Genomic DNA, 19,218 nt, shown 5'->3' with positions numbered 1-19,218 from the left:
CTCTTCGAGAATAACTGATGGTAACAATCGCATTGAGAAAAACAGACATTATAAGCGGAATCATATTGGGGATTATTATTGCGATCTTTAGCTTTGCTGTTCTCAAAAACCTCGAATATGTAATCCCGTTACCCAATTTTCTTTTGAAGTCACTGTGGTCGATACTTGTCGTAATGCCTGTTCTGATTTTCTCCTTGATTATCATAACGTATAATCTGGGGAGAAGGTGGCCTACCTTTTATCAGCTTGGGAAATTTATAATCATTGGATTCTCAAACACAGCTATAGACTTCGGGGTGCTAAATTTTCTCATGTATGTATCCAGTATCGATAGAGGAATTTTATTTTCTGTCTTTAAGGGAATTTCATTTCTATTGGCTGTCACAAATAGTTACTTTTGGAATAAGTATTGGACATTTGAAAAAAATAGAACGGATCAGTGGGGAAGGGAATTTATCAAATTCTTAGCCGTAAGCGGTAGTGCTTTTCTTATCAATGTTGGAATCGCGTCTTTTATCGTAAATTTTCTAAAACCCCTTCCCGGCATTTCACCCACGCTTTGGGCAAACTTCGGTGCATTCGTATCCTTGGTATTTACAATAATGTGGACATTCCTGGGGTACAAGTTTATTGTATTCAAATAAATTTACTGTCTCGAATGTGGGGCAAATAGTTGATAAGAAGGCTGAAATATGAAAAATATACTCGCTTGTTAATGGCTTAAGGCTTGCTGATGGAAGTAAGAATTTAATATTTGTTGAATATATATTGCGTCTTGTAATATCAATCATGAAAGAGAGCGCTGATATGCAGTCCAAAAAAAAAGTTGATAAAACCGGAAATCGGTTACTATCAGTTGTTGTTCCTGCCTATAATGAGGCAGAAGTGTTACCTGAGTTTCATGAACGAATTTCAAAAGTCTTAAATAGTATGGCCATGGATGCTGAGATTCTATACGTCAATGATGGTAGCACTGATGATACATTGAAGATTATGCATGACTTGCAACAGTCCGATCAGAGGGTTTCTATTCTGGACTTGAGCAGGAACTTTGGTAAAGAGGCCGCAATGACTGCGGGTCTTGACCATGCCAGTGGTGACGCCGTGGTCCTAATTGATGCCGATTTGCAACACCCACCTGAGCTTATTCCGGAATTGGTGAAGCATTGGATCGATGGCTATGATGTAGTTTACACAACCAATGTTGATAGGTTTGGTGAAACCGTAGTTAAAAAATTCATAACTCATTCGTTCTATCGCCTAGTAAAGACGTTTGGGCGTGTAGATATACCGATGAACGCCGGCGACTATCGTTTACTCAGCCGTCGTGCCCTTGACTCTCTAACACAACTTAGGGAGCAGCACCGATATATGAAGGGTTTATTTGCATGGATCGGCTATCCCCAAAAAGATGTTCCATATCAGCCGGATCCTCGATTTGCCGGAAATACAAAGTGGGGTTATTTGGATCTTTGGTATCTTGCTTTAGAGGCCATTACTTCATTTACTGTAACACCTCTTAAAATCGCTACCTATTTTGGTTTAGTGTCAGCTTTTATTTCTTTTATATATGGTGCGATTACTATTTACCAGAAGCTGGTCTATGGGAACCCTGTAGCAGGTTATCCTTCGCTACTGGTAGCTGTACTATTCCTTGGAGGTATTCAGCTCTTGACCATAGGTATCATTGGAGAATATCTTGGTCGAATTTTCAATGAGACAAAGCAAAGGCCTCTCTATTTTTTGAAAGGTTACGAACCCTCGTCCTCTCGGAAAATTCGGTCTTGATTTATGGACCGTCTCTTACTTTGAACACATAATAGTTCTCAGACTTAAGCAGAATCGGAAAGTTGTTCTTATAAAATTCCAGGTTTGGCTTCATCTCCCTTTTCTCAGGGGGTCCTATTACTACGTAGTTTACTCCGTATTTATCAAGAAGTTTTTTTGTGCCTTGATATCCCTTATATCCCTCATACATTTTTCTTATATCTTCCATTCTTTTACTACCATCAATTCCCCAACTCCATAGATGCCCTGCATAGCCGTGAAGGGCGGTCCGACCCGTAAGAAATACGAGATGGTTATGGATGGGCGCTGTAAGAAATACATCGTCTGGCCCGGTTATCTTCTTTATGGTTTCGGCCAAATTTATTTCTTCTTTATTATTTTCCGAATAAGAATGCATGGTAGTGCTCACGACACTTGTAATTCCGGAAAAAACAAGCGTAAGGCCAAGGAGAATTGGAATTATCTTATAAGTACTTTTCCATAGACGGGCTAATCCATAAGCTACAAAAGGAATTGATCCAATGTAGAAATATATCAATATCTTCACATTATCCCAATCCCATGGAGTAAATTGTATGAGATTCGCAATCAAGAATATGACTATGAAGGGAATAGCAAATTTCTTTTGAGAGAACGAGAGGCTTCTACTAAATATAAGTGTTCCTAAGAGAATCGGGATAAAGAGGCCTGCATTTTTTAGATAAAACAGGAAGACGTTGTCGTCATTAGCCATCCATCCCAGATGAATACTAAAGAAATGCCCCGCAGTTTCTCCCTTTGGCATGAGATAATATGCCTGAGGAAGTGCCAAAAAACCCGCAGGAATAAAAAACCAAAGCCATCTACGGGAGGGAAAAAGAAGGAGTAAAACTGCGCTTATTATCCCTAAGGAAAGGTAGCTGGGGGTGTGAAAAAGGGGGAGAATACCTGCGATAACACCCGCCATCAGGAAGTAACTCTTCTTTGGCTCTTTTATTCCTTGCCAGAGTAATGTGAGAACCATGATCGACATTGGAAAACCGAATAAGAAGGGCCTTTGAGTAACAAGAAGGGAGGTTGTAGTATTTATCCAACGGTAACCTAAGTCTCCGATGTTAGAGTAATCCTTTATGTTTAATAGAAAGTCTATGATGTTTCCCTTATAGGCAATCAAATCCTTAAAAAAATGTATAGACCCTAATCCACCATTAAAGAAGAAAAGAAAAGGGCTAAGAGCAGCGGCAAATTTATTCTTGGTAACGTGATAAGTGAATAAATATATTGTTGCCAAGAGGACTGTGCTTAGAACCATACCTTGAAAGGTAAAAGCGGCCCATAGACTCAGGCCGGATTTCATAAGAAGAGCGGTGAAGAAATTAGACATAAAATAATAACGAAGGGGGTAGCCGCTATAAAACGGTATTTCCGGAGGTAAATTCTCTCCATAAAGGAAAGAGTTAAGCATACTCCAGTGGTAAGGCAGATCTCCAAAGTTGTATATAAGGCCGGTATAGATCCCATCCTCCTTCCAGATTATTACTCTACCAAATAGGACATAAAGGACTGGAAAAAGAATGCAACTTAAAATTAAAATTTGGAAAATCACCTCGGATTTTAAAAAATTTTTCAGTGGGGGTACAGTCTGCTTACTAACAAGCCTGTAATTAATGAAAAGAATTATGAAGGTGAATATGAGTAGAACAGCAGAGGTAAATATAATTGTATTTAAATCCAGGCCGAAGAATAGTGCCTCGATATAGCCAATCCAGGTGCAGGCGATGAAGCCGATGAGGACTCCGTAAAAAATCCTCTCTTCGAGTAAAAACTCTTCCTTTAGGAAAAGGGTGGCGCTAAAACCAAAGAGGAAGGAAATAAGTATGAAAACAGAAGATGAGAGCATTTGACGGTGAGTTAGGGGTTTAATAAAAACCCCGAGCAGCAATAGGAATCGACAATCATTATAAATGCGGGGGCCAAATTTGCAAGATATTCTAGATCAGTGCAGCGGCATCGGACATGTCTAGCCCTTATCGCCTGGTCATGGTTTCCACTTCCATATCGTCTATTTTTTTGTATTCCCTTTTACTCATTTCCGTTTAAAATTAGTACTGATTCTTATCAGGGTGTTTTTCACTATCTTTATCCTTGCCAACGGATAAATTAAATTTTATGTCCAAAACACAAATCAGCGTGGTGATCCCGATTTATAATGAGGAGGAATTGATTGAGAAACTATTTGAAAGGTGTATCGCTGGCTTAGAGGGAATTACAAATGACTTTGAAATTATTTGCGTAGATGATGGAAGCACTGATAAAAGCTTAAGTAAATTAGTTGAATGCCATAATAAAGATAACAGATTTAAAGTGCTCGTACTTTCCAGAAACTTTGGTCACCAAGCCGCATATACAGGAGGTTTGAGTTATGCACAGGGAGAGTATATTGCGATGATGGATGGAGATTTACAAGACCCCCCAGAGTTATTAGGAGAAATGTACGGAAAACTAATCAACGCAAACTGTGATATTGTTTATGGGAGGCGAACAGAACGGAAAGAAAAAATTCTAAAGAATCTGTTCATAAGGGTTTTTCACCTAGTTTTTAAAACTTTTTCGAATGTGGATGAAGCCGCAGATGTTGGAAATTTCTCAATGTTTAACCGAAGGGCCTTAAATGCTTTCTTATCCATTAAAGAAAAAAACAGATACTTGCCTGGGTTGCGATCTTTTATTGGTTTTAGTCGAGGATACGTAGACTATTCCAGACCTGAGAGAGCTGGTGGCGAGGCGAAAATGGGTTTCCGAAAGTTAGTTAAATTAGGCTTAGATGCCATTTTCTCATTTTCTGATTTCCCTATTAAGATTTGTCTTTATACTGGTTTAGTAGGAGTGGTGCTATTTTTAATGGCAACCATTTACACGCTGGTCAGTAAAGTTACTGGAGTAGCTCCGTTAGGCTGGTCATCGACTTTGCTTAGTATTTACTTTTTGGGTTCAATTCAATTATTGTTTCTTGGAATAATAGGTGAATATATTTTTAGAATATACAAAGAAAGTCAAAACAGACCTATATTCATAGTTAAGGACTTTATAGACTAGGAAAAACAGATGGCTTATTGCAGCGATTTTTGGTATGCTAGCGTCTGCAACGCGGATAACTGGTATTTTCTTATTTCCGGCACTTTTGATCGAGTACATGTCCCAGAATGAATACCGAATTAAAGGCATAAAATTAAACTTTCTTTATCTATTCTTAATATTGATCGGTTTCATAGCCTACATTGTTATCAACTACATAACCTTTGGAGATCCCTTTGCTTTCCTTGATGCCCAGAGGGAATACTGGAATAAGACCCTTTCTCCGCCATCGAAAGGTCTCATGGGAGCTTGGAACTATATCCGGTGGAATCCGACTTGGATACAGATTAATGATAGGTTGGGGGGAGCTCTTATTTGCTATATTTGGACTGTTATGTACGATCTGGGTTGGACAGCTGGTAGGATATTCTTCTCAGTACCGATAGGGATTTTCTTTTAAATAGATATAAAGGTTCAAAACGTGTGAAGCCCATTACATCGCAATTTAGAGATAAACCTTTTGGCAAGTGGTTGACTACCAAGTTTGAAGGATTTCTTATAGGTCTTAGGGGATTATCTTCCCTAGAGGATTTGGTGATAGTAGGGCTGCTCTCTATATTAATCTGGCTCATTGAATGAGTTGCTCAATACTTCATCACACTCGCTTTCGCTCTGACTATTTGTCCTGAAGAGATAGCTCTACTTCTTGTGATAGTGACTATCAGCACGATGATGCCATCGGGACCGGGATTTATCGGAACCTTTCAATATGCTTAGGTTCTTATATTAGCAAAGACATAGCCGTGGGCGCCTCCATTATCACTCAGCTTCTTTTTTTCATAATCGTTAAATCGGTTGGAATCGGTATACTTTTGAAAACTAAGATATCCTTGAGAAACGCGCATGAAGCTGTGGTAAAATTAGATAATTCTTCGAGACAGGGGTGAGGATTATGAGCAAGCGAATAATAATAGGTGCAGGCCCTACAGCTCTTGCCGCGTGAACCAATTGTATCAAAGTACTCAATGGATGTAGATTATGCCTGCCCGACGCCGACTCTTGAAAGAGACAAGAGTTTAAGGGCCGAACAGCCATTTCTGATTGGAAATATGGAGGTTCTGTTATGCAGGGTAAAGAGGTAGTTGACTGTATTTTAGAAGGGACGCCCGAACTGACATGGAGCCTGTAATTGCCGTCATCTTCCTTATAACTTCTTACCTATTCGGTTATATTCTTTCCGTTCGCTTTTTCCCCAAGTATACGAACCTGTTGCGTATTGCCTCGGCCTACATTGTAGGAACACTTATTTCCCTGTGGCTAGTGTTCATAATGTCTTTGGTTTTATATCGCATTACACAGGGTGCAATGGTAATTGGATTCACCATTACGACGGTAATTCTTCTAGCCTTCGTCATCCATCAACGTGCTCTGTTTAGATCACCCCTCGGACTAAAACCATCCCACGTAGTGTTCTTTACAATCGCTTTCGTGTTCTCATGGATACTTTTTTCAAGCACATTTGATTACGACTTGAAATCACATGAGATAAAAATCACTCGTTTAATATGGAGCGACTTTGGATTCCATATTCCTTTGATACGCTCATTTAGTTTCGGAAACAACCTCTCCCTAGAGCACCCACTCTATGCGCACGAAATTGTTCGATACCATTTTATGTTCGATTTTATGGTAGGAATCCTCGAAAAGATGGGAATACCGTTAGATTATGCCTTGAATATCCCTAGTGCATTGTCCTATACCTGCCTTATTGTCTTAATCTACTATTTTTCTAAAAGACTATTTTTTGGAAGCCGTTTTGTAGGTTTTGTTTCGGTGTTACTTTTTTTATTCAATAGCTCTCTTTCTTTCGTTGAATTTCTCAAGAAATATCCGCCTAAGTCCATTGAGAATCTTATAGAGTCCTGGTGGAACCTTCCCGAATACGTAGCCTTCGGTCCTTGGGATGGTAATATCATCTCTGCTTTTTGGAATTGGAATATATACATTAATCAGAGACACCTTGCGTTTGGTTTTGCGCTGGTTTTACTCGTTCTAATCCATTACATCGACGAGCACATAAACAAGGAGATAGATAGTGGCTACTTTCGAAAGGCGTTTATCGGACTGATAACTGGATTATTGGTCCTCTGGCACGGTCAGGCATTCATTTGCCTTTATGGATTCCTCTGGCTTTTCATTTTGCTTTTTCCAGAGAGAAAAAAAAGCCTGTTAGTTATTTTTGTAGCAACCCTTATCGCGCTTCCTCAGATACTATGGCTTCAGCAGAGTTCGCCTAACTTTGAGAGCCATTTTTCAATAAGCCCCGGCTATTTAGTGGTAAGCCATCTAATCCCCATAGATTTTATGCCCTATGGGGTTCTTAACCGGGGAATGAGTTACGTAATCTCTTTTATACGCTACTGGATCTTTAATCTAGGCTTAGGTTTTTTCACCATCTCTTTTTCCTTCTTCTTAGTAGATAGGCAGAGAAAGAAGATTTTTTTAATGTTTCTGACCAGTTTCGTTATAGGAAATCTCTTCCGGTTTAGTCCTGACATGCCGGGTAACCATAAGTTTTTCAACCTCTGGCTTATTCTTTCCAACGGGTTTACGGCATATTTACTCTATCGGCTCTTTTGCCTGGGGTGGGGGGGTCGCATAGCCACAGGCGTTCTGCTTTTATTTCTGACAGTCTCTGGATTAGTTGATGCAATACCTATAAAAAATGATAGCACTGTTGTTTTACAGGATGTTGAAAAGCAACCCCTAGCGAAATGGGCTCTACAGAATACAGACACGAGTGCTGTTTTTCTCACCACCTTCAGGATTTACAACCCTGTGTCCTTTGCGGGCAGAAGAACTATGCAGGGCTGGCCCTATTTTGCCTGGGGGGCAGGCTTCGATACTTTGAAAAGAGAAACGATGGGAAAGGAAATTTACCAAACTAACTCCAAGGAGGAGCTGTGTCCTCTGCTCAAGGAGAATCGGATTGACTTTATCCAGATCGAGAGACAGTCGGAGCAAGATCCGGTATTCAAAATCAATTATGAGTTTTTTAACACCAACTTTAAAACCGTATTTTTCGACCCAAAATCTATCCTTCGAGAACGGGTTTTTGCGACGAGGGATATTTGTGATACCGAAGATGATCGATAATATACAAATATCTTAGGCCTTACACGTCTTTGTGAGATTATGATATTGGGTAATTAGCCTCAGTTAAAAATACAAATTCCTAACTTGCTAATTCGCTCTAGGTTGCTGCGCGGCGCTTCGTTGTTTATAACTGCCCAGTTTAGAGCTATTCAGGTTTTCTAAAAGAATATGATTTCCTGAGTGCGATCAATCAAATGATTCGAGATAACCGATATAAACCCAGTCGCCCCGTATCTTTTTGCAGGTACTATCTTTAATCCCGATGAGCGAAGCAAGTTTTTCCTTGTAAGGGAAAAAGTGAACGTGTTCATCAAGCGTATAAAGGTAATATCTCTGGCAAGGGACAGTAATAATCAATTGCTTTCTGGTGATTCGCTTTAATTCAGAAATAGCTTTTTCAGGATTGAGAATGTGCTCTAGTGTATGAGAACAAGTAACGATATCGAACAGTTTATCTCTAAATGGAAGGTGTGCAATGCTGCATCTGACAAAATTATAATCTCCGTCTCTTCTTGTGTCAGCAATGTCACAACCGAATAAATCTAGGCCATTGTTCTTCAGTTGTTTCAGAAAGTAACCATTTCCGCAACCAATGTCTATTAGATTTTTAGCCGTTTTTAACAGATTATCGATAATGTATTTTATACTTGCGTCATTCAAGTCCGTATCCCTTTGTCTAGAAATCGAATTGAGATTTTCATAAAAATCTCTATACTCTTTTTCACTAAGACTATATATAAGGGTTTTGAAATTCATCGCAGTTTTAATATCTTTACCTTTATAGGCGTAGTAATAAAATGGATACATAAAATATTTGTTGTCTCTTATAATTGGAGGCAAACATTCATCCATCAGAAATCTTATAATGTTTGTGAAACTTCTTTTCATATATTTTGGTTGAAGATATTATGTATATAAAATTGTCTATCAATTAAAATCTAAGAAAAATAATATTCTGCTCTTCCCATCGGCTAGGGTTTTTATACATATATGATTCAAGGAATTTCCCATATATTTCCTAAGTACGTATTTAACGTAAAATGGTGATCATAGTAATTGGATAAAAGGTCACTGATTTTTTGCTCAAAAACGTCGTATTAGGAAAATTTGTTATCTATATTTATAATTTGAAACTGCTAGAAGTCAATGTGATCATCTAAATTATCTGCTTGATTTTGAAATAAGCTAGAGGGCCTAAATTTATTAGGGTCGACCATAGAACATTACAGGTATTTTATTTGTCTCTTTGTTTTGGCTACCCGGCCTGGCTTATTTAGCATTGAGCTTTTTTGGCCTATGTATTGGATGATAATAGCATTTCCTTGCGACAAACATATGTGTGAGTAACGCTCGGTTTAGGGATGGAAGCTTTGATTAACCGCAACAAGGAATTAATTGTCATTGTGTTGGTTATGATTATTGGAACCTATTTCCTCGCATTTGTGTCCTATGAAGTCCTCCTGAGTAAGCCTGCTCCCTCGCTTCTGGACATCTGGAATAAATGGGATTCACCAAGTTATCTTGATATTGCCGAGAATGGCTACAGGGGATTTGGCGACGAAATGTGGGTTCGTATCGTGTTTTTTCCATTCTACCCATTTATTATTCGGATTTTTGCACTGGTACTAAAAAGCTATAAGCTCTCAGCACTAGTTGTCTCTAATCTTGCTTATGCCATAGCGTGTTTTTACTTGTATAGGCTTGTACTTAAGAAATACGACGATGAAACCGCCATAAGAAGTGTCTTTTACATGTCGATATTTCCTACAGCCTATTTTTTTCATGCTGGATATTCGGAGAGCCTTTTTTTGGCCTTAACCATCGCGAGCTTTTACTACGCGGGGGAAAACAGATGGTTTCTTACAGGGGTTTTTGGTATGCTGGCATCTGCTACGCGCATAACTGGTGTTTTCTTATTTCCGGCGCTGTTGATAGAGTACCTCTCTCAGAATGAATACCGAATTAAAGGCATAAAATTAAACTTTCTTTATCTATTCTTAATATTGATCGGTTTGGTAGCCTACCTTATTATCAACTACATAACCTTTGGAGATCCCTTTGCTTTCCTTGATGCCCAGAGGGAATACTGGCAAAAGACGCTATCTCCTCCATGGAAAGGGCTCATGGGGGCTTGGAATTATATCCGGTGGAAAGATGCCGACCCTGCATATAGATTAATGATAGGTTGGGCTGAGCTCTTATTCGCTATATTTGGACTGTTATGTACGATTTGGGCTTTCATTCGTCTAAGGGCTTCCTACGGTGTCTATATGCTCCTTACCTGGACTGCTGCCACATCTACCTCGTTTATGTTAAGCGTGCCTCGCTACACCCTCTCTTTGTTTCCGATTTTTATTTTGGTTGCGTTGGTTGCCAGGCGAATTGAAATATACTATGTCATAACAGTTGTATTTCTTCTCTTTTATGGACTTTTTTTAATAAAGTTCACCCAGTCGGGCTGGGCTTTCTAAGGGTTTATTACCATACCTGTTGAATACCCCGTGGTTTTACCACGGGGATGAAAACAGGTTGCCCTGCGGGCAATGACGATTTTAGAATTTGAATATTAGCCATGTTAAAAAAACTAAAAATGTGGTATATGATCATCACGGTTACAAAAAGCAGCTCGTTTTTTGTCTTTTAATGCCCCGTGGCTCTGCCACGGGGTTATTTACTATGAAAAGTTTATTATTGAAGAGAACTCACCTGCAGCCTGTATCAATATACGTTATTGTTATCTTGCTCATAACCCTTGCTCGAATTTTATTTCCTAATTTTTCAGTTGCTTTTGCGGCGCTGATACTGTTTTCCACACCGTTTCTCGTGACTGATAGAATGAGAGGTTTTAAATGGGATCCGCGTGGTTTGTTGATCGGAGTAGTCGTGTCGATTGTTGTTCTTCCAACTTATCTGGTGTTGGGTTTGTTGCTTACCGCCAATACAATTCACGTAGATAGAATCAGCGCTATAATTATTGCTTTGCAGCTATTTTTTGTTGCAATTCCAGAAGAGGTTTTTTTCCGTGGTTATCTGCAGGAAAGATTAGGAAACAGCCTAATGGGAGTTCTTATTGTCAGTTTACTCTTTGCTCTAGGACATTTTTTTACACTATGTGTGGCATCGGGGTTTATTGGCGGGATTTGCACTCAAAGTATTCTTACTTTTTTCCCCTCCCTTATCATGGGATATTTGTATGCTAGGACCGGAACCCTCTGGGGAAGCATAATATTTCATTTCCTTTCTAACATTGCCTACATCTCGATGCAATAATTCGAGAATTAGTTTTTTAAGGATTCCATCGTCATTTGCGAGGGTTCCCCGGAATATGCGTTCAGTGCAGGCGCGGTCAGTCGCGGCAAGCCCAGTATTCTTCGTTGGTAGGAGATCGCTTCGATATTCTGGCGATGACACCAAGCCCGACTGTCATCGCTGACATCTGCCCTGTGGTCATTTGCAAAGCAAATTGAAGCAATCTTTATTCCGACGTTAGGTAGAAGATTGCTTCGCTAGAGCCTGCACTGAGCCAGTCGAAGTGCTCACTACAAGGACAGGCTTCGATAAACTCAGCACGCAGGAGAAGGGTGTACAAAATCTAAGTCATTGTGCAACGAGCGAGACTCGTTGCCTACCCATGGGGTAGCGTGATCAGGTGCGCGCGCCGGGTAGCCCACCAGTCTTGCTGGTGGGATATTGATATTGGGCAAAGAGGGCGATCAAATGTCACGAGCAAGCCTGCCCTGAGCCCTTCGACTATGCTCAGCACAGGCTAGTCGAAGTACCGCGCGAACCCCAGCGTCAGCACTTTCTTTGTGTAGACTGATACCCTGGGCTTGCCGGGGGGTTATTTAATTGGTCTTATCGTTAATAGACCAATTGATGTGGTAATATAATATCATGAATAAGGTCAGGCTCGGGTTGAGCCAAATTAATGTATTGGTTGGTGATATAGACGGTAATCTCAAAAAGATTCTCAAATATATAAGAATCGCAAAAAAATCTGGCGTCGACATATTATGTTTTCCTGAACTCTCCGTCACTGGTTATCCACCTGAAGATCTGTTGCTTAAACCAAGTTTTATTGAAGATAATTTAGAAGCGCTTGATGAGGTGAGAAAGGCAACGGATTCCATAACTGTAGTTGTAGGTTTTGCAGATAAAAACCAAGATATTTACAATGCGGCAGCAATCATTCACAACAAGGTCCTGATAGATGTTTACCACAAGTGCTACCTGCCAAACTACAGCGTATTTGACGAAAACAGATATTTTCAGGCAGGCGTGAGAGCACCCGTCTATCAACTTGGCGATTTGGTTTTCGGTGTAAATATCTGTGAAGATATATGGTATCCCGGTGATCCGATAAGAAAACAGGCTGTTTTAGGTGATGCTCAGGTAATTTTAAATATATCTTCATCCCCATATTACGCCTCTAAGGTCCAAGCGAGGGAGCGAATGTTGTTAACGCGGGCATCTGATTATTCGGTGGTAATAGGCTATTGTAACCTTGTCGGAGGACAGGATGAGTTGATATTTGATGGACATAGCGTCGTTATAGACGAGCGTGGGGAGGTAATAGCGCGTGCATCTGGCTTTGAAGAGGAGCTACTTATTGCTGATGTAAATGTTCAAAGGGTCTTCCCCTCTCGACTCCATGATCCAAGAAGAAGAAAGGAGAAATATGTGATCGGACTTGAGGATAAAGATGTAAATGTATTGGAATTGGCTGTAGGTGATTTAAAAAGAAACTCGCGTCCAGCGATTACTCCTATGGTAGCAGAATTTATGGAATATCGAGAAGAGGTATTTAAGGCGCTTGTTATGGGGACGAGAGACTACGTTACGAAAAACCGCTTTTCGAATGTTGTTATTGGTTTAAGCGGAGGTATCGACTCGTCCTTGGTTTCTGCCATCGCAGTAGAGGCTTTAGGTAAAGAAAATGTAGTTGGGGTTTCGATGCCCTCCAGATACAGTTCAAAGGGGAGCACGGTAGATGCGGAAAGACTTTCTAAAAATCTAGGGATAGAGCTCATTACCATTCCAATTGAGCCGGCTTTTAGCGCTTATCTTGAAATGTTTTCAGGAGTATTTGCTGGAAAGGGGCAGGACGTTACGGAGGAAAATATCCAGGCAAGGATCCGTGGTAATATACTCATGGCGTTGTCAAATAAATTTGGATGGCTCGTGCTAACAACCGGTAATAAGAGTGAGACTAGCGTTGGGTACAGTACGCTTTACGGTGACATGGCCGGGGGTTTTTCAGTTATTAAGGATGTCCCAAAGACATTGGTTTACAGGCTTGCCGAGTTTTACAACGGCTGGAAGGGAAAAGAAATTATACCAAAATCTGTTATATCAAAACCTCCGTCGGCAGAGCTTAGGCCAAATCAATTGGATGTAGATTCTCTCCCATCCTATGATGTCCTAGATCCCATACTCAAAGCGTATGTCGAAGAGGATCTGAGCATTGAGGAAATCATAGCTCAAGGATTTGAGGAGGAAATGGTGAATAGGATAGTGAGGATGGTAGACTTAAACGAGTACAAGAGGCGGCAATCCCCTCCAGGTATAAAAATAACGCCCAGGGCATTTGGCAAGGACCGGCGCTTCCCCATAACGAACCTTTTCAGAGAATAAATTGATTTTATTAATAGCGCTAACTGAATTTTTTTTCATTAGAGCTTCCGTGCAATATTTATTGCATTAATTTTCCTAGTACGATGTACATTATAAATTTGATAGAATTGATTGAAAGGGTTTACTATTGGGAAAGCTATATAATAAGTTAACACGGGTATACATAATCGTAACTGTTTTTAATTTGGTTCTCTTTTCTCTAATTTATTTATCATTTCCTAATTTTAGGCAGAAATTAATTTGGGAAGATCAATTATTAGAAGTTGTCACTGCGCTTTTGTTTTTTTGCAGTTTTTTGGCTGGGCTTTTTCTTATTTTAGAATTGAAGGAGAGAAGGTTTTGGAAATATTACTTTATTATTCCTATTATAGGTCTTATAAGTTTTCTAGAAGAAGTGAGTTATGGCCAACGAATTATGAATTTTGAGATACCAAAGTTTAAAGAAATTGGGATAGATGCAATACATGACGTTATACTTTTGTTCTATCAATTATTAAACCGAAGCAGCGCTTTGAAATCATATCTTTCGTTGATTGCGGCTTTCATAATAATTGTATTATTAACGTTAAAATATTATAAGGTTGTTAGTAAGGTACCTGATTTATTAAGATCATATTCCCCACTCAATTTTGTCATGCTGTTCTTTGGGTTTATGATAATAGCTCAATTCATTGACATCCACATATTTAATTTAATTGAGACAGGCAAAATATCTATTTTTAAGCTACCCGGAGGAGAAAAGGTGTTTGTTTTACCCCAGCATTATGAGATCTTATGGTTTTTTGAGGAATTATTAGAGTTAAACGGATCTATAGCATTATTATTTGCATCATTTTCTATCAAGCAAAATAATGTTAGATTTTATCGAACATTTGATAGTTAGACTACTATTGACTTCAGGACAATTTTTTATTTGATGATGAAATAATATAAATTAATGTATTGGTTCTATTTGAATTTCAGGGATTAAGTTATCACATGCCATTTGCAAGTCCTCAGAAGCAATTTGAAATTATTAAAAGAGGTACTGAAGAGATAATCTCCGAGGGGGAGCTATTGTCCAAGCTTAGAAAGTCGGTGGAAAAGAATGAGCCGCTGAGAGTTAAAGCGGGCTTTGATCCCACCGCACCTGACTTACATCTTGGACACTGTATTCTACTAAGAAAACTCAGGGACTTTCAGGCGTTGGGGCACACAGTTGTATTTCTGATCGGCGACTTTACGGCAATGATTGGTGATCCCTCCGGGAAAACAGAAACTAGACCTCCGTTGACAAGGGGGGAAGTCGAAAAAAATGCCAAGACATATGAAAAACAGGTTTATAATATCTTAGATAGGGAAAAGACGGAGGTTGTTTTCAATTCTTCCTGGCTAGGTAGTATGAATGCAGAAGGATTGCTTAAACTCGCCTCTTTGGGGAATGTGGCAAGGATGCTAGAGAGAGAGGACTTTCGTGCACGTTATGAGTCTGGCTCTTCAATAACAATCATGGAGTTTTTGTATCCACTGATTCAGTCTTATGATTCAGTGAACATAAGAGCCGATGTTGAATTGGGTGGGACAGACCAGAGATTTAATATCCTGCTAGGTCGTGATGTGCAGAGGCATTTTGGGCAGGAGTCTCAGGTAGCCATTTTTCTACCGCTACTCGAGGGGACCGATGGTGTTAAGAAAATGTCCAAGTCTCTCGGAAATTACATTGCTTTTGAAGACACTCCTGAAAATGTCTATGGGAAAATCATGTCAATATCGGATGATCTGATGTGGAGGTATTATGAGCTTATGAGTTCAAGACCTGGAGAAGAGATCCATGACATCAAATCACGGAATCATCCGATGGAAGCCAAAAAATCGCTTGCTATTGAGATTGCGACGTTATTTCATGGAGAGAAAGTAGCGCTCAAGGCCCAGAAGGATTTCGAGTTGAAATTCTCGGAGCGGCAGTTTCCTGAGGATGGGAGGGAGATCCTTTTGGATAAAAAGAATGGAAAAACGATACTCGATTTAATTTCGCTTTCCTCTCAACGACTTAAGAGCAGGGGAGAGGCAAAGAGGCTGATCGAGCAGGGTGGTGTCAGCATTGATGGGGAAAGAATTACCGATCCAAATTCTATGATTCCTGATAGGGATCTACTTAGGTTGAAGATAGGCAAGAGGGAGTTTGTGAAAGTGAGGTTTATGTAGGGGCAATCCTTGTGATTGCCCGCAGAATATTCCCTTCTTCTATTTGGGAGAATCGAAGATTTAGTTCCCTAAACATAAAATGAGACAAGTGAATCTGTAAGCCGAATTCTGTCTTGAGCAATCATTCATCTAGGACATCCATTGCTGAATGCCTCATGCGACCTACCCGGAAGCGTCAGGCGGGCAACCTTTCCTAATCTCATATTCGGAGTTGGATAACCCGACAACCGAAAAGAGAAAGCCGCTTCCCTATTTGGTCTTGCTCCGAGTGGGGTTTACAGTGCCACAGTGTGTCTCCACTCTGTGCGGTGGTCTCTTACACCACCTTTTCACCCTTGCCAGTTATCCACAAAGCGGGTTAACTTAGGCGGTTTGTTTTCTGTTGCACTTTCCGTTGCTTCACAGCACCTGGAGATTATCCAGCACCCCGCCCTATGGAGTTCGGACTTTCCTCTTACTCTCTTCTCCTTTGAAGAAGTAAGCGACCGCTCGGTCCACTTGCCTCATTAAGAATGATAATCATCCAAGGCTTCGTTGGCAAGTCTGTCGGCTTCTTTATTAAGATGCCTAGGTATGTGACTTAGCTTTACTTTCCTAAAGCTGGAGATTAGGCTTATAGCTTTCTGATAAAGGGCTTTAATTTCTGGATCACGCACCTTCCAGAGACGATTTACCTGATTTGCGAGGAGCTGGGAGTCGGTAAAGATCGTGAGATGTGTTTTCTTTAGCTTTTTTGCCGATGCCAACGCTGTGATCAATGCGTGATACTCGGCTTGGTTGTTCGTATGGATTCCAAGATATTGTTTTATCTTATGTTTTTTTCCTTTAGAATCTATTATAACGACTCCAATTGCAGAAGAACCTGGATTACCCCTTGAAGCTCCATCTATATAAATTTTAGCGGCTTCTTTTTCTTCAATATTTATGGGCAATTCAAGCTGTTTGGAGCTCTCCATTGAATGATTCTTCACTGTAGAGTATTCTACCGCAGTTCGGACATTGGATCATCCTCGATAGTGTGAGTATTTCGTTGAACAGTTGAGGGGGGATCTTCATGTTGCACCCTGTACAGACCTCATTTCTTGCCGGTGCTATTGCTATGCCATTCCTTGTCTTTATCTTTTCATAAAGCGGCAAGACCTCAGGATCTATTATTGATATAATTTTTTCTTTTTCCAGTTGCTTATTTTCGTGTGTTATCGCAAGATCTTTTATTTTTGTTTTGTAGTCTTTTATTAATTTTTCGCTTTCCTTTTCTCTCTCAGTAAGTTCACTTTCCTTATCACTAATATGTTTTTCAAGATTTTCCATGACTTCCATAGACTGGAGAATTTTCTCTTCGAGTGTGGCATTTGTCATTTTTGTTTGGCTAATCTCTTTTTGGAGAGCCTCATACTCCCTATAGGTTTTTATTTCAAATAGCCTTTTCTCTGCCTTCTTTATGCTTAAGTGGTTTTCTTCAAGTTGGTGTTCCATTTCTTTTTTATTTCTTGTTATCTGTTCTAGCTCTTTTCTTGCTTCAGCTATGGAAGTCTTAGCATTCTCTAGATCTTCTTCATAACGGGAGATCTCTTGAGGATATTTTCTCAGTTTCTCCTCTATAACCTTTATCTCTAAATCAAGTTGCTGGAGCGTACCGAGAGCAGCAATTTGATCTCGCATTTTTACCTCCTCGGATCTTGTTTTTCGGGCTGTTTTTGCAAAATCTTCGATGTGTAAATAAAATATCGAATGAGTGACCGAGAGTTTTTAAGAGTATTGGGTGTGTTGTTATTTCCTCTTTTCCCATCAACTATTAATCCCGAATCTTGGGCCCACCCGGACTCGAACCAGGGACCAACGGATTATGAGTCCGTCGCTCTAACCAACTGAGCTATGGGCCCAAAGGATTTATTATCGCAAAACCTGAAATATTATAGCACGATCTTAAAATTGTCAAATAAATAATGAGTGGTGTCGGAATTATCAAGCTCAATTAATTGATGGGCTAGAGCTTCTGATTTTCGAGAAATTACTCTTGTAAGTCGCCAAATATAAATGAAAATTCTAGTTGTGATACCTAATTTTCAGGGTGTCTTTTTTCCAACTTAATCTGTTTGGGAATTTCTAACGGAGCCTCTTATGCTGCCAAGATCGCTTTCTAAATTATTAGGTGTTTTGCTCATTTCTGTTTCTCTAGCATATTTTGGAATATCAGGTTTAAAAAGAAAATGTGAAAAAGGTTGATCAAAAATCCAATCTTTAAGTATTGCTATAAATTGCGGAGATCCTGGAATTTTTTTATAAGTAATGACTAATTTTCTGGGAATTTTCCGTTGACCATCCTCTATCCATATCTGCCAGTCTACATTCCTGTCAACCAATCCTAGGTGATTACATGGGACACCAAAAACAATGCTCGAACCTATATAGTAGCCAGCCTCGACATTCTCGGTAAGTATTTTATAAGGATTAACGAAAAGCAACTCACTAAAGGGTGTCGAATAATCGTATCGCTTCAAAAGTTCGTCGAATGCCTGATCAATAGAGGTAGGCACGACTATTTTTGAGTAAAGACTTCTTGGCAGATCTAGTATTGTTACGTTGCTATCATCGTACCAGAATTTCTGTCCGCCAACATCACTAATATATTCTATGTAAACTTTATTTGTCTTTTGAACGAAAACCTTTTCTGAAGCTGATCTTTGCAGCTTCCTTCCCGAATCGATTATATCGTCGAACATTATTTCGGCTTTGAATGAATACTTATATTTGGTTCCGAGAAAGTCGCTCATTTCCTTAAGGAGTGAATCTGCTTTTGGATCAATTTTGTGTATGTCAGAACTTGTTGAGACAGAATCTTCAATTATGTTATCGCCCTGAGGTTTGTTGTCAGAAGCAAATGCATTTTTCTTAAATGCAACATTGGCGGGATAGTTGCCAATACATACACTTACCATAAACAAGGCTAATGAAATTTGAAGGGATTTTTTCCAAACGTTTAAGGATAAATCAATCATTTTACATCTCCTAATCTTAAGGCTCTAGCTATGCCATGCCTTAGTTTTAATTAGCGAATTCTTTGCGGTTTGCTGTGGGGTTTCCGCTGTCGATTGCGAGACTGACACTTCACATGCGCTCAGTGCAGGCACCGCCAGTTCTAGCAATCCCAGGATTCTTTGTTTGCTGGGGATCGCTTCGGTATTCTGGCGATGACACCAATGCCCACTGTCATCGCTGATATCTGCCCTGCAGTCATTGCGAAATTTGCCCTTCGATGTACTCCTAGCTGAATTGTCACTTGATGAAATTAGCTACTTTCTCTTTGTGATTTAAGATAGGCGTTAGGGTGGTAATACAATGCACCTTCGGGGAGCCACTCCCAAAGCGGACCCAGGTCATTTCGCACTCGGTCCACATAAA

Annotated in this window: 16 protein-coding genes, 1 tRNA gene and 1 other RNA gene; 11 read left to right on the top strand and 7 right to left on the bottom strand. The window is 39.8% G+C overall.

The features are described 5' to 3' along the window. Positions 1–17 precede the first annotated feature (17 nt). Together VGA95_08055 and VGA95_08050 are read left to right on the top strand one after the other, a co-directional pair. Positions 18–644, top strand: a complete 627-nt coding sequence (locus VGA95_08055; protein ID HEX9666492.1) for a GtrA family protein — start codon at positions 18–20, stop codon at positions 642–644. Positions 645–807: 163 nt separating this feature from the next. Beyond that, positions 808–1,788, top strand: coding sequence for a glycosyltransferase family 2 protein (locus VGA95_08050; protein ID HEX9666491.1), 981 nt, complete (start codon positions 808–810; stop codon positions 1,786–1,788). Position 1,789: 1 nt separating this feature from the next. On the opposite strand, the gene VGA95_08045 is transcribed toward VGA95_08050, so the two are convergent. Beyond that, on the bottom strand, positions 1,790–3,709 hold the full coding sequence (locus VGA95_08045; GenBank protein HEX9666490.1) for a DUF2298 domain-containing protein: 1,920 nt from the start codon (positions 3,707–3,709) through the stop codon (positions 1,790–1,792). A 227-nt stretch (positions 3,710–3,936) separates the two neighbouring features. Between VGA95_08045 and VGA95_08040 the strand changes: the two genes are divergently transcribed. The 4 genes from VGA95_08040 (at position 3,937) to VGA95_08025 (ending at position 7,998) form a co-directional block, all read left to right on the top strand. Next, the gene (locus VGA95_08040) at positions 3,937–4,863 is read left to right on the top strand and encodes a glycosyltransferase family 2 protein (GenBank protein ID HEX9666489.1); all 927 of its coding nucleotides are present in this window, start codon (positions 3,937–3,939) and stop codon (positions 4,861–4,863) included. Positions 4,864–4,897: 34 nt separating this feature from the next. Further along, positions 4,898–5,302, top strand: a complete 405-nt coding sequence (locus VGA95_08035; GenBank protein HEX9666488.1) for a hypothetical protein — start codon at positions 4,898–4,900, stop codon at positions 5,300–5,302. Between the two features lie 532 nt (positions 5,303–5,834). Continuing rightward, positions 5,835–5,984, top strand: a complete 150-nt coding sequence (locus tag VGA95_08030) for a hypothetical protein (GenBank protein ID HEX9666487.1) — start codon at positions 5,835–5,837, stop codon at positions 5,982–5,984. Between the two features lie 34 nt (positions 5,985–6,018). Continuing rightward, entirely contained in the window at positions 6,019–7,998 is a 1,980-nt protein-coding gene (locus VGA95_08025; protein ID HEX9666486.1) for a hypothetical protein, read from the top strand. Between the two features lie 186 nt (positions 7,999–8,184). Here the strand turns inward: VGA95_08025 and VGA95_08020 are convergent, their stop codons facing one another. Continuing rightward, the gene (locus VGA95_08020; protein HEX9666485.1) at positions 8,185–8,838 is read right to left on the bottom strand and encodes a class I SAM-dependent methyltransferase; all 654 of its coding nucleotides are present in this window, start codon (positions 8,836–8,838) and stop codon (positions 8,185–8,187) included. Between the two features lie 530 nt (positions 8,839–9,368). Between VGA95_08020 and VGA95_08015 the strand changes: the two genes are divergently transcribed. The 5 genes from VGA95_08015 (at position 9,369) to tyrS (ending at position 15,816) form a co-directional block, all read left to right on the top strand. Beyond that, positions 9,369–10,469: a glycosyltransferase family 39 protein gene (locus VGA95_08015; protein HEX9666484.1), complete on the top strand. Its 1,101-nt coding sequence runs from the start codon at positions 9,369–9,371 to the stop codon at positions 10,467–10,469. A 205-nt stretch (positions 10,470–10,674) separates the two neighbouring features. After that, entirely contained in the window at positions 10,675–11,268 is a 594-nt protein-coding gene (locus tag VGA95_08010) for a CPBP family intramembrane glutamic endopeptidase (protein HEX9666483.1), read from the top strand. Positions 11,269–11,892: 624 nt separating this feature from the next. Continuing rightward, positions 11,893–13,632 (top strand): NAD+ synthase, encoded by a 1,740-nt coding sequence (locus VGA95_08005; protein HEX9666482.1) that lies wholly within the window; start codon positions 11,893–11,895, stop codon positions 13,630–13,632. A 127-nt stretch (positions 13,633–13,759) separates the two neighbouring features. Then, positions 13,760–14,515, top strand: coding sequence for a hypothetical protein (locus VGA95_08000; GenBank protein ID HEX9666481.1), 756 nt, complete (start codon positions 13,760–13,762; stop codon positions 14,513–14,515). 95 nt (positions 14,516–14,610) lie between these two features. Further along, positions 14,611–15,816, top strand: a complete 1,206-nt coding sequence (gene tyrS, locus VGA95_07995; protein HEX9666480.1) for a tyrosine--tRNA ligase — start codon at positions 14,611–14,613, stop codon at positions 15,814–15,816. 81 nt (positions 15,817–15,897) lie between these two features. Here the strand turns inward: tyrS and rnpB are convergent. The 5 genes from rnpB to VGA95_07970 form a co-directional block, all read right to left on the bottom strand. Further along, positions 15,898–16,317: RNase P RNA component class A (gene rnpB, locus VGA95_07990), an RNA gene on the bottom strand. Between the two features lie 5 nt (positions 16,318–16,322). Next, complete coding sequence (locus tag VGA95_07985; protein ID HEX9666479.1) at positions 16,323–16,772, bottom strand: ribonuclease HI family protein; 450 nt, start codon at positions 16,770–16,772, stop codon at positions 16,323–16,325. Further along, positions 16,750–17,478, bottom strand: coding sequence for a C4-type zinc ribbon domain-containing protein (locus tag VGA95_07980; GenBank protein HEX9666478.1), 729 nt, complete (start codon positions 17,476–17,478; stop codon positions 16,750–16,752). Before VGA95_07980 ends, VGA95_07985 begins: the two co-directional genes overlap by 23 nt. A gap of 147 nt (positions 17,479–17,625) precedes the next feature. After that, positions 17,626–17,699 (bottom strand) — tRNA-Ile (locus VGA95_07975). Between the two features lie 204 nt (positions 17,700–17,903). Then, positions 17,904–18,815, bottom strand: a complete 912-nt coding sequence (locus tag VGA95_07970) for a DUF2092 domain-containing protein (protein HEX9666477.1) — start codon at positions 18,813–18,815, stop codon at positions 17,904–17,906. Positions 18,816–19,218: the final 403 nt, after the last annotated feature.

The sequence above is a fragment of the Thermodesulfobacteriota bacterium genome, assembly GCA_036397855.1.
In the GTDB taxonomy this organism is placed as follows: domain Bacteria; phylum Desulfobacterota_D; class UBA1144; order Nemesobacterales; family CSP1-2; genus DASWID01.
The sequence above is the reverse complement of the archived record's forward strand: the minus strand, read 5'-3'. Positions and strand labels throughout refer to the sequence as shown.

What these genes read in the sequence shown, in the direction of transcription:
- VGA95_08005 (HEX9666482.1), top strand. Translation starts at nt 11,893, where the DNA reads ATGAATAAGGTCAGGCTCGGGTTGAGCCAAATTAATGTATTGGTTGGT.
- VGA95_08010 (HEX9666483.1), top strand. Translation starts at nt 10,675, where the DNA reads ATGAAAAGTTTATTATTGAAGAGAACTCACCTGCAGCCTGTATCAATA.
- tyrS (HEX9666480.1), top strand. Translation starts at nt 14,611, where the DNA reads ATGCCATTTGCAAGTCCTCAGAAGCAATTTGAAATTATTAAAAGAGGT.
- VGA95_08035 (HEX9666488.1), top strand. Translation starts at nt 4,898, where the DNA reads ATGCTAGCGTCTGCAACGCGGATAACTGGTATTTTCTTATTTCCGGCA.
- VGA95_08050 (HEX9666491.1), top strand. Translation starts at nt 808, where the DNA reads ATGCAGTCCAAAAAAAAAGTTGATAAAACCGGAAATCGGTTACTATCA.
- VGA95_08040 (HEX9666489.1), top strand. Translation starts at nt 3,937, where the DNA reads ATGTCCAAAACACAAATCAGCGTGGTGATCCCGATTTATAATGAGGAG.
- VGA95_08055 (HEX9666492.1), top strand. Translation starts at nt 18, where the DNA reads ATGGTAACAATCGCATTGAGAAAAACAGACATTATAAGCGGAATCATA.
- VGA95_08025 (HEX9666486.1), top strand. Translation starts at nt 6,019, where the DNA reads ATGGAGCCTGTAATTGCCGTCATCTTCCTTATAACTTCTTACCTATTC.
- VGA95_07985 (HEX9666479.1), bottom strand. Translation starts at nt 16,772, where the DNA reads ATGGAGAGCTCCAAACAGCTTGAATTGCCCATAAATATTGAAGAAAAA.
- VGA95_07980 (HEX9666478.1), bottom strand. Translation starts at nt 17,478, where the DNA reads ATGCGAGATCAAATTGCTGCTCTCGGTACGCTCCAGCAACTTGATTTA.
- VGA95_07970 (HEX9666477.1), bottom strand. Translation starts at nt 18,815, where the DNA reads ATGATTGATTTATCCTTAAACGTTTGGAAAAAATCCCTTCAAATTTCA.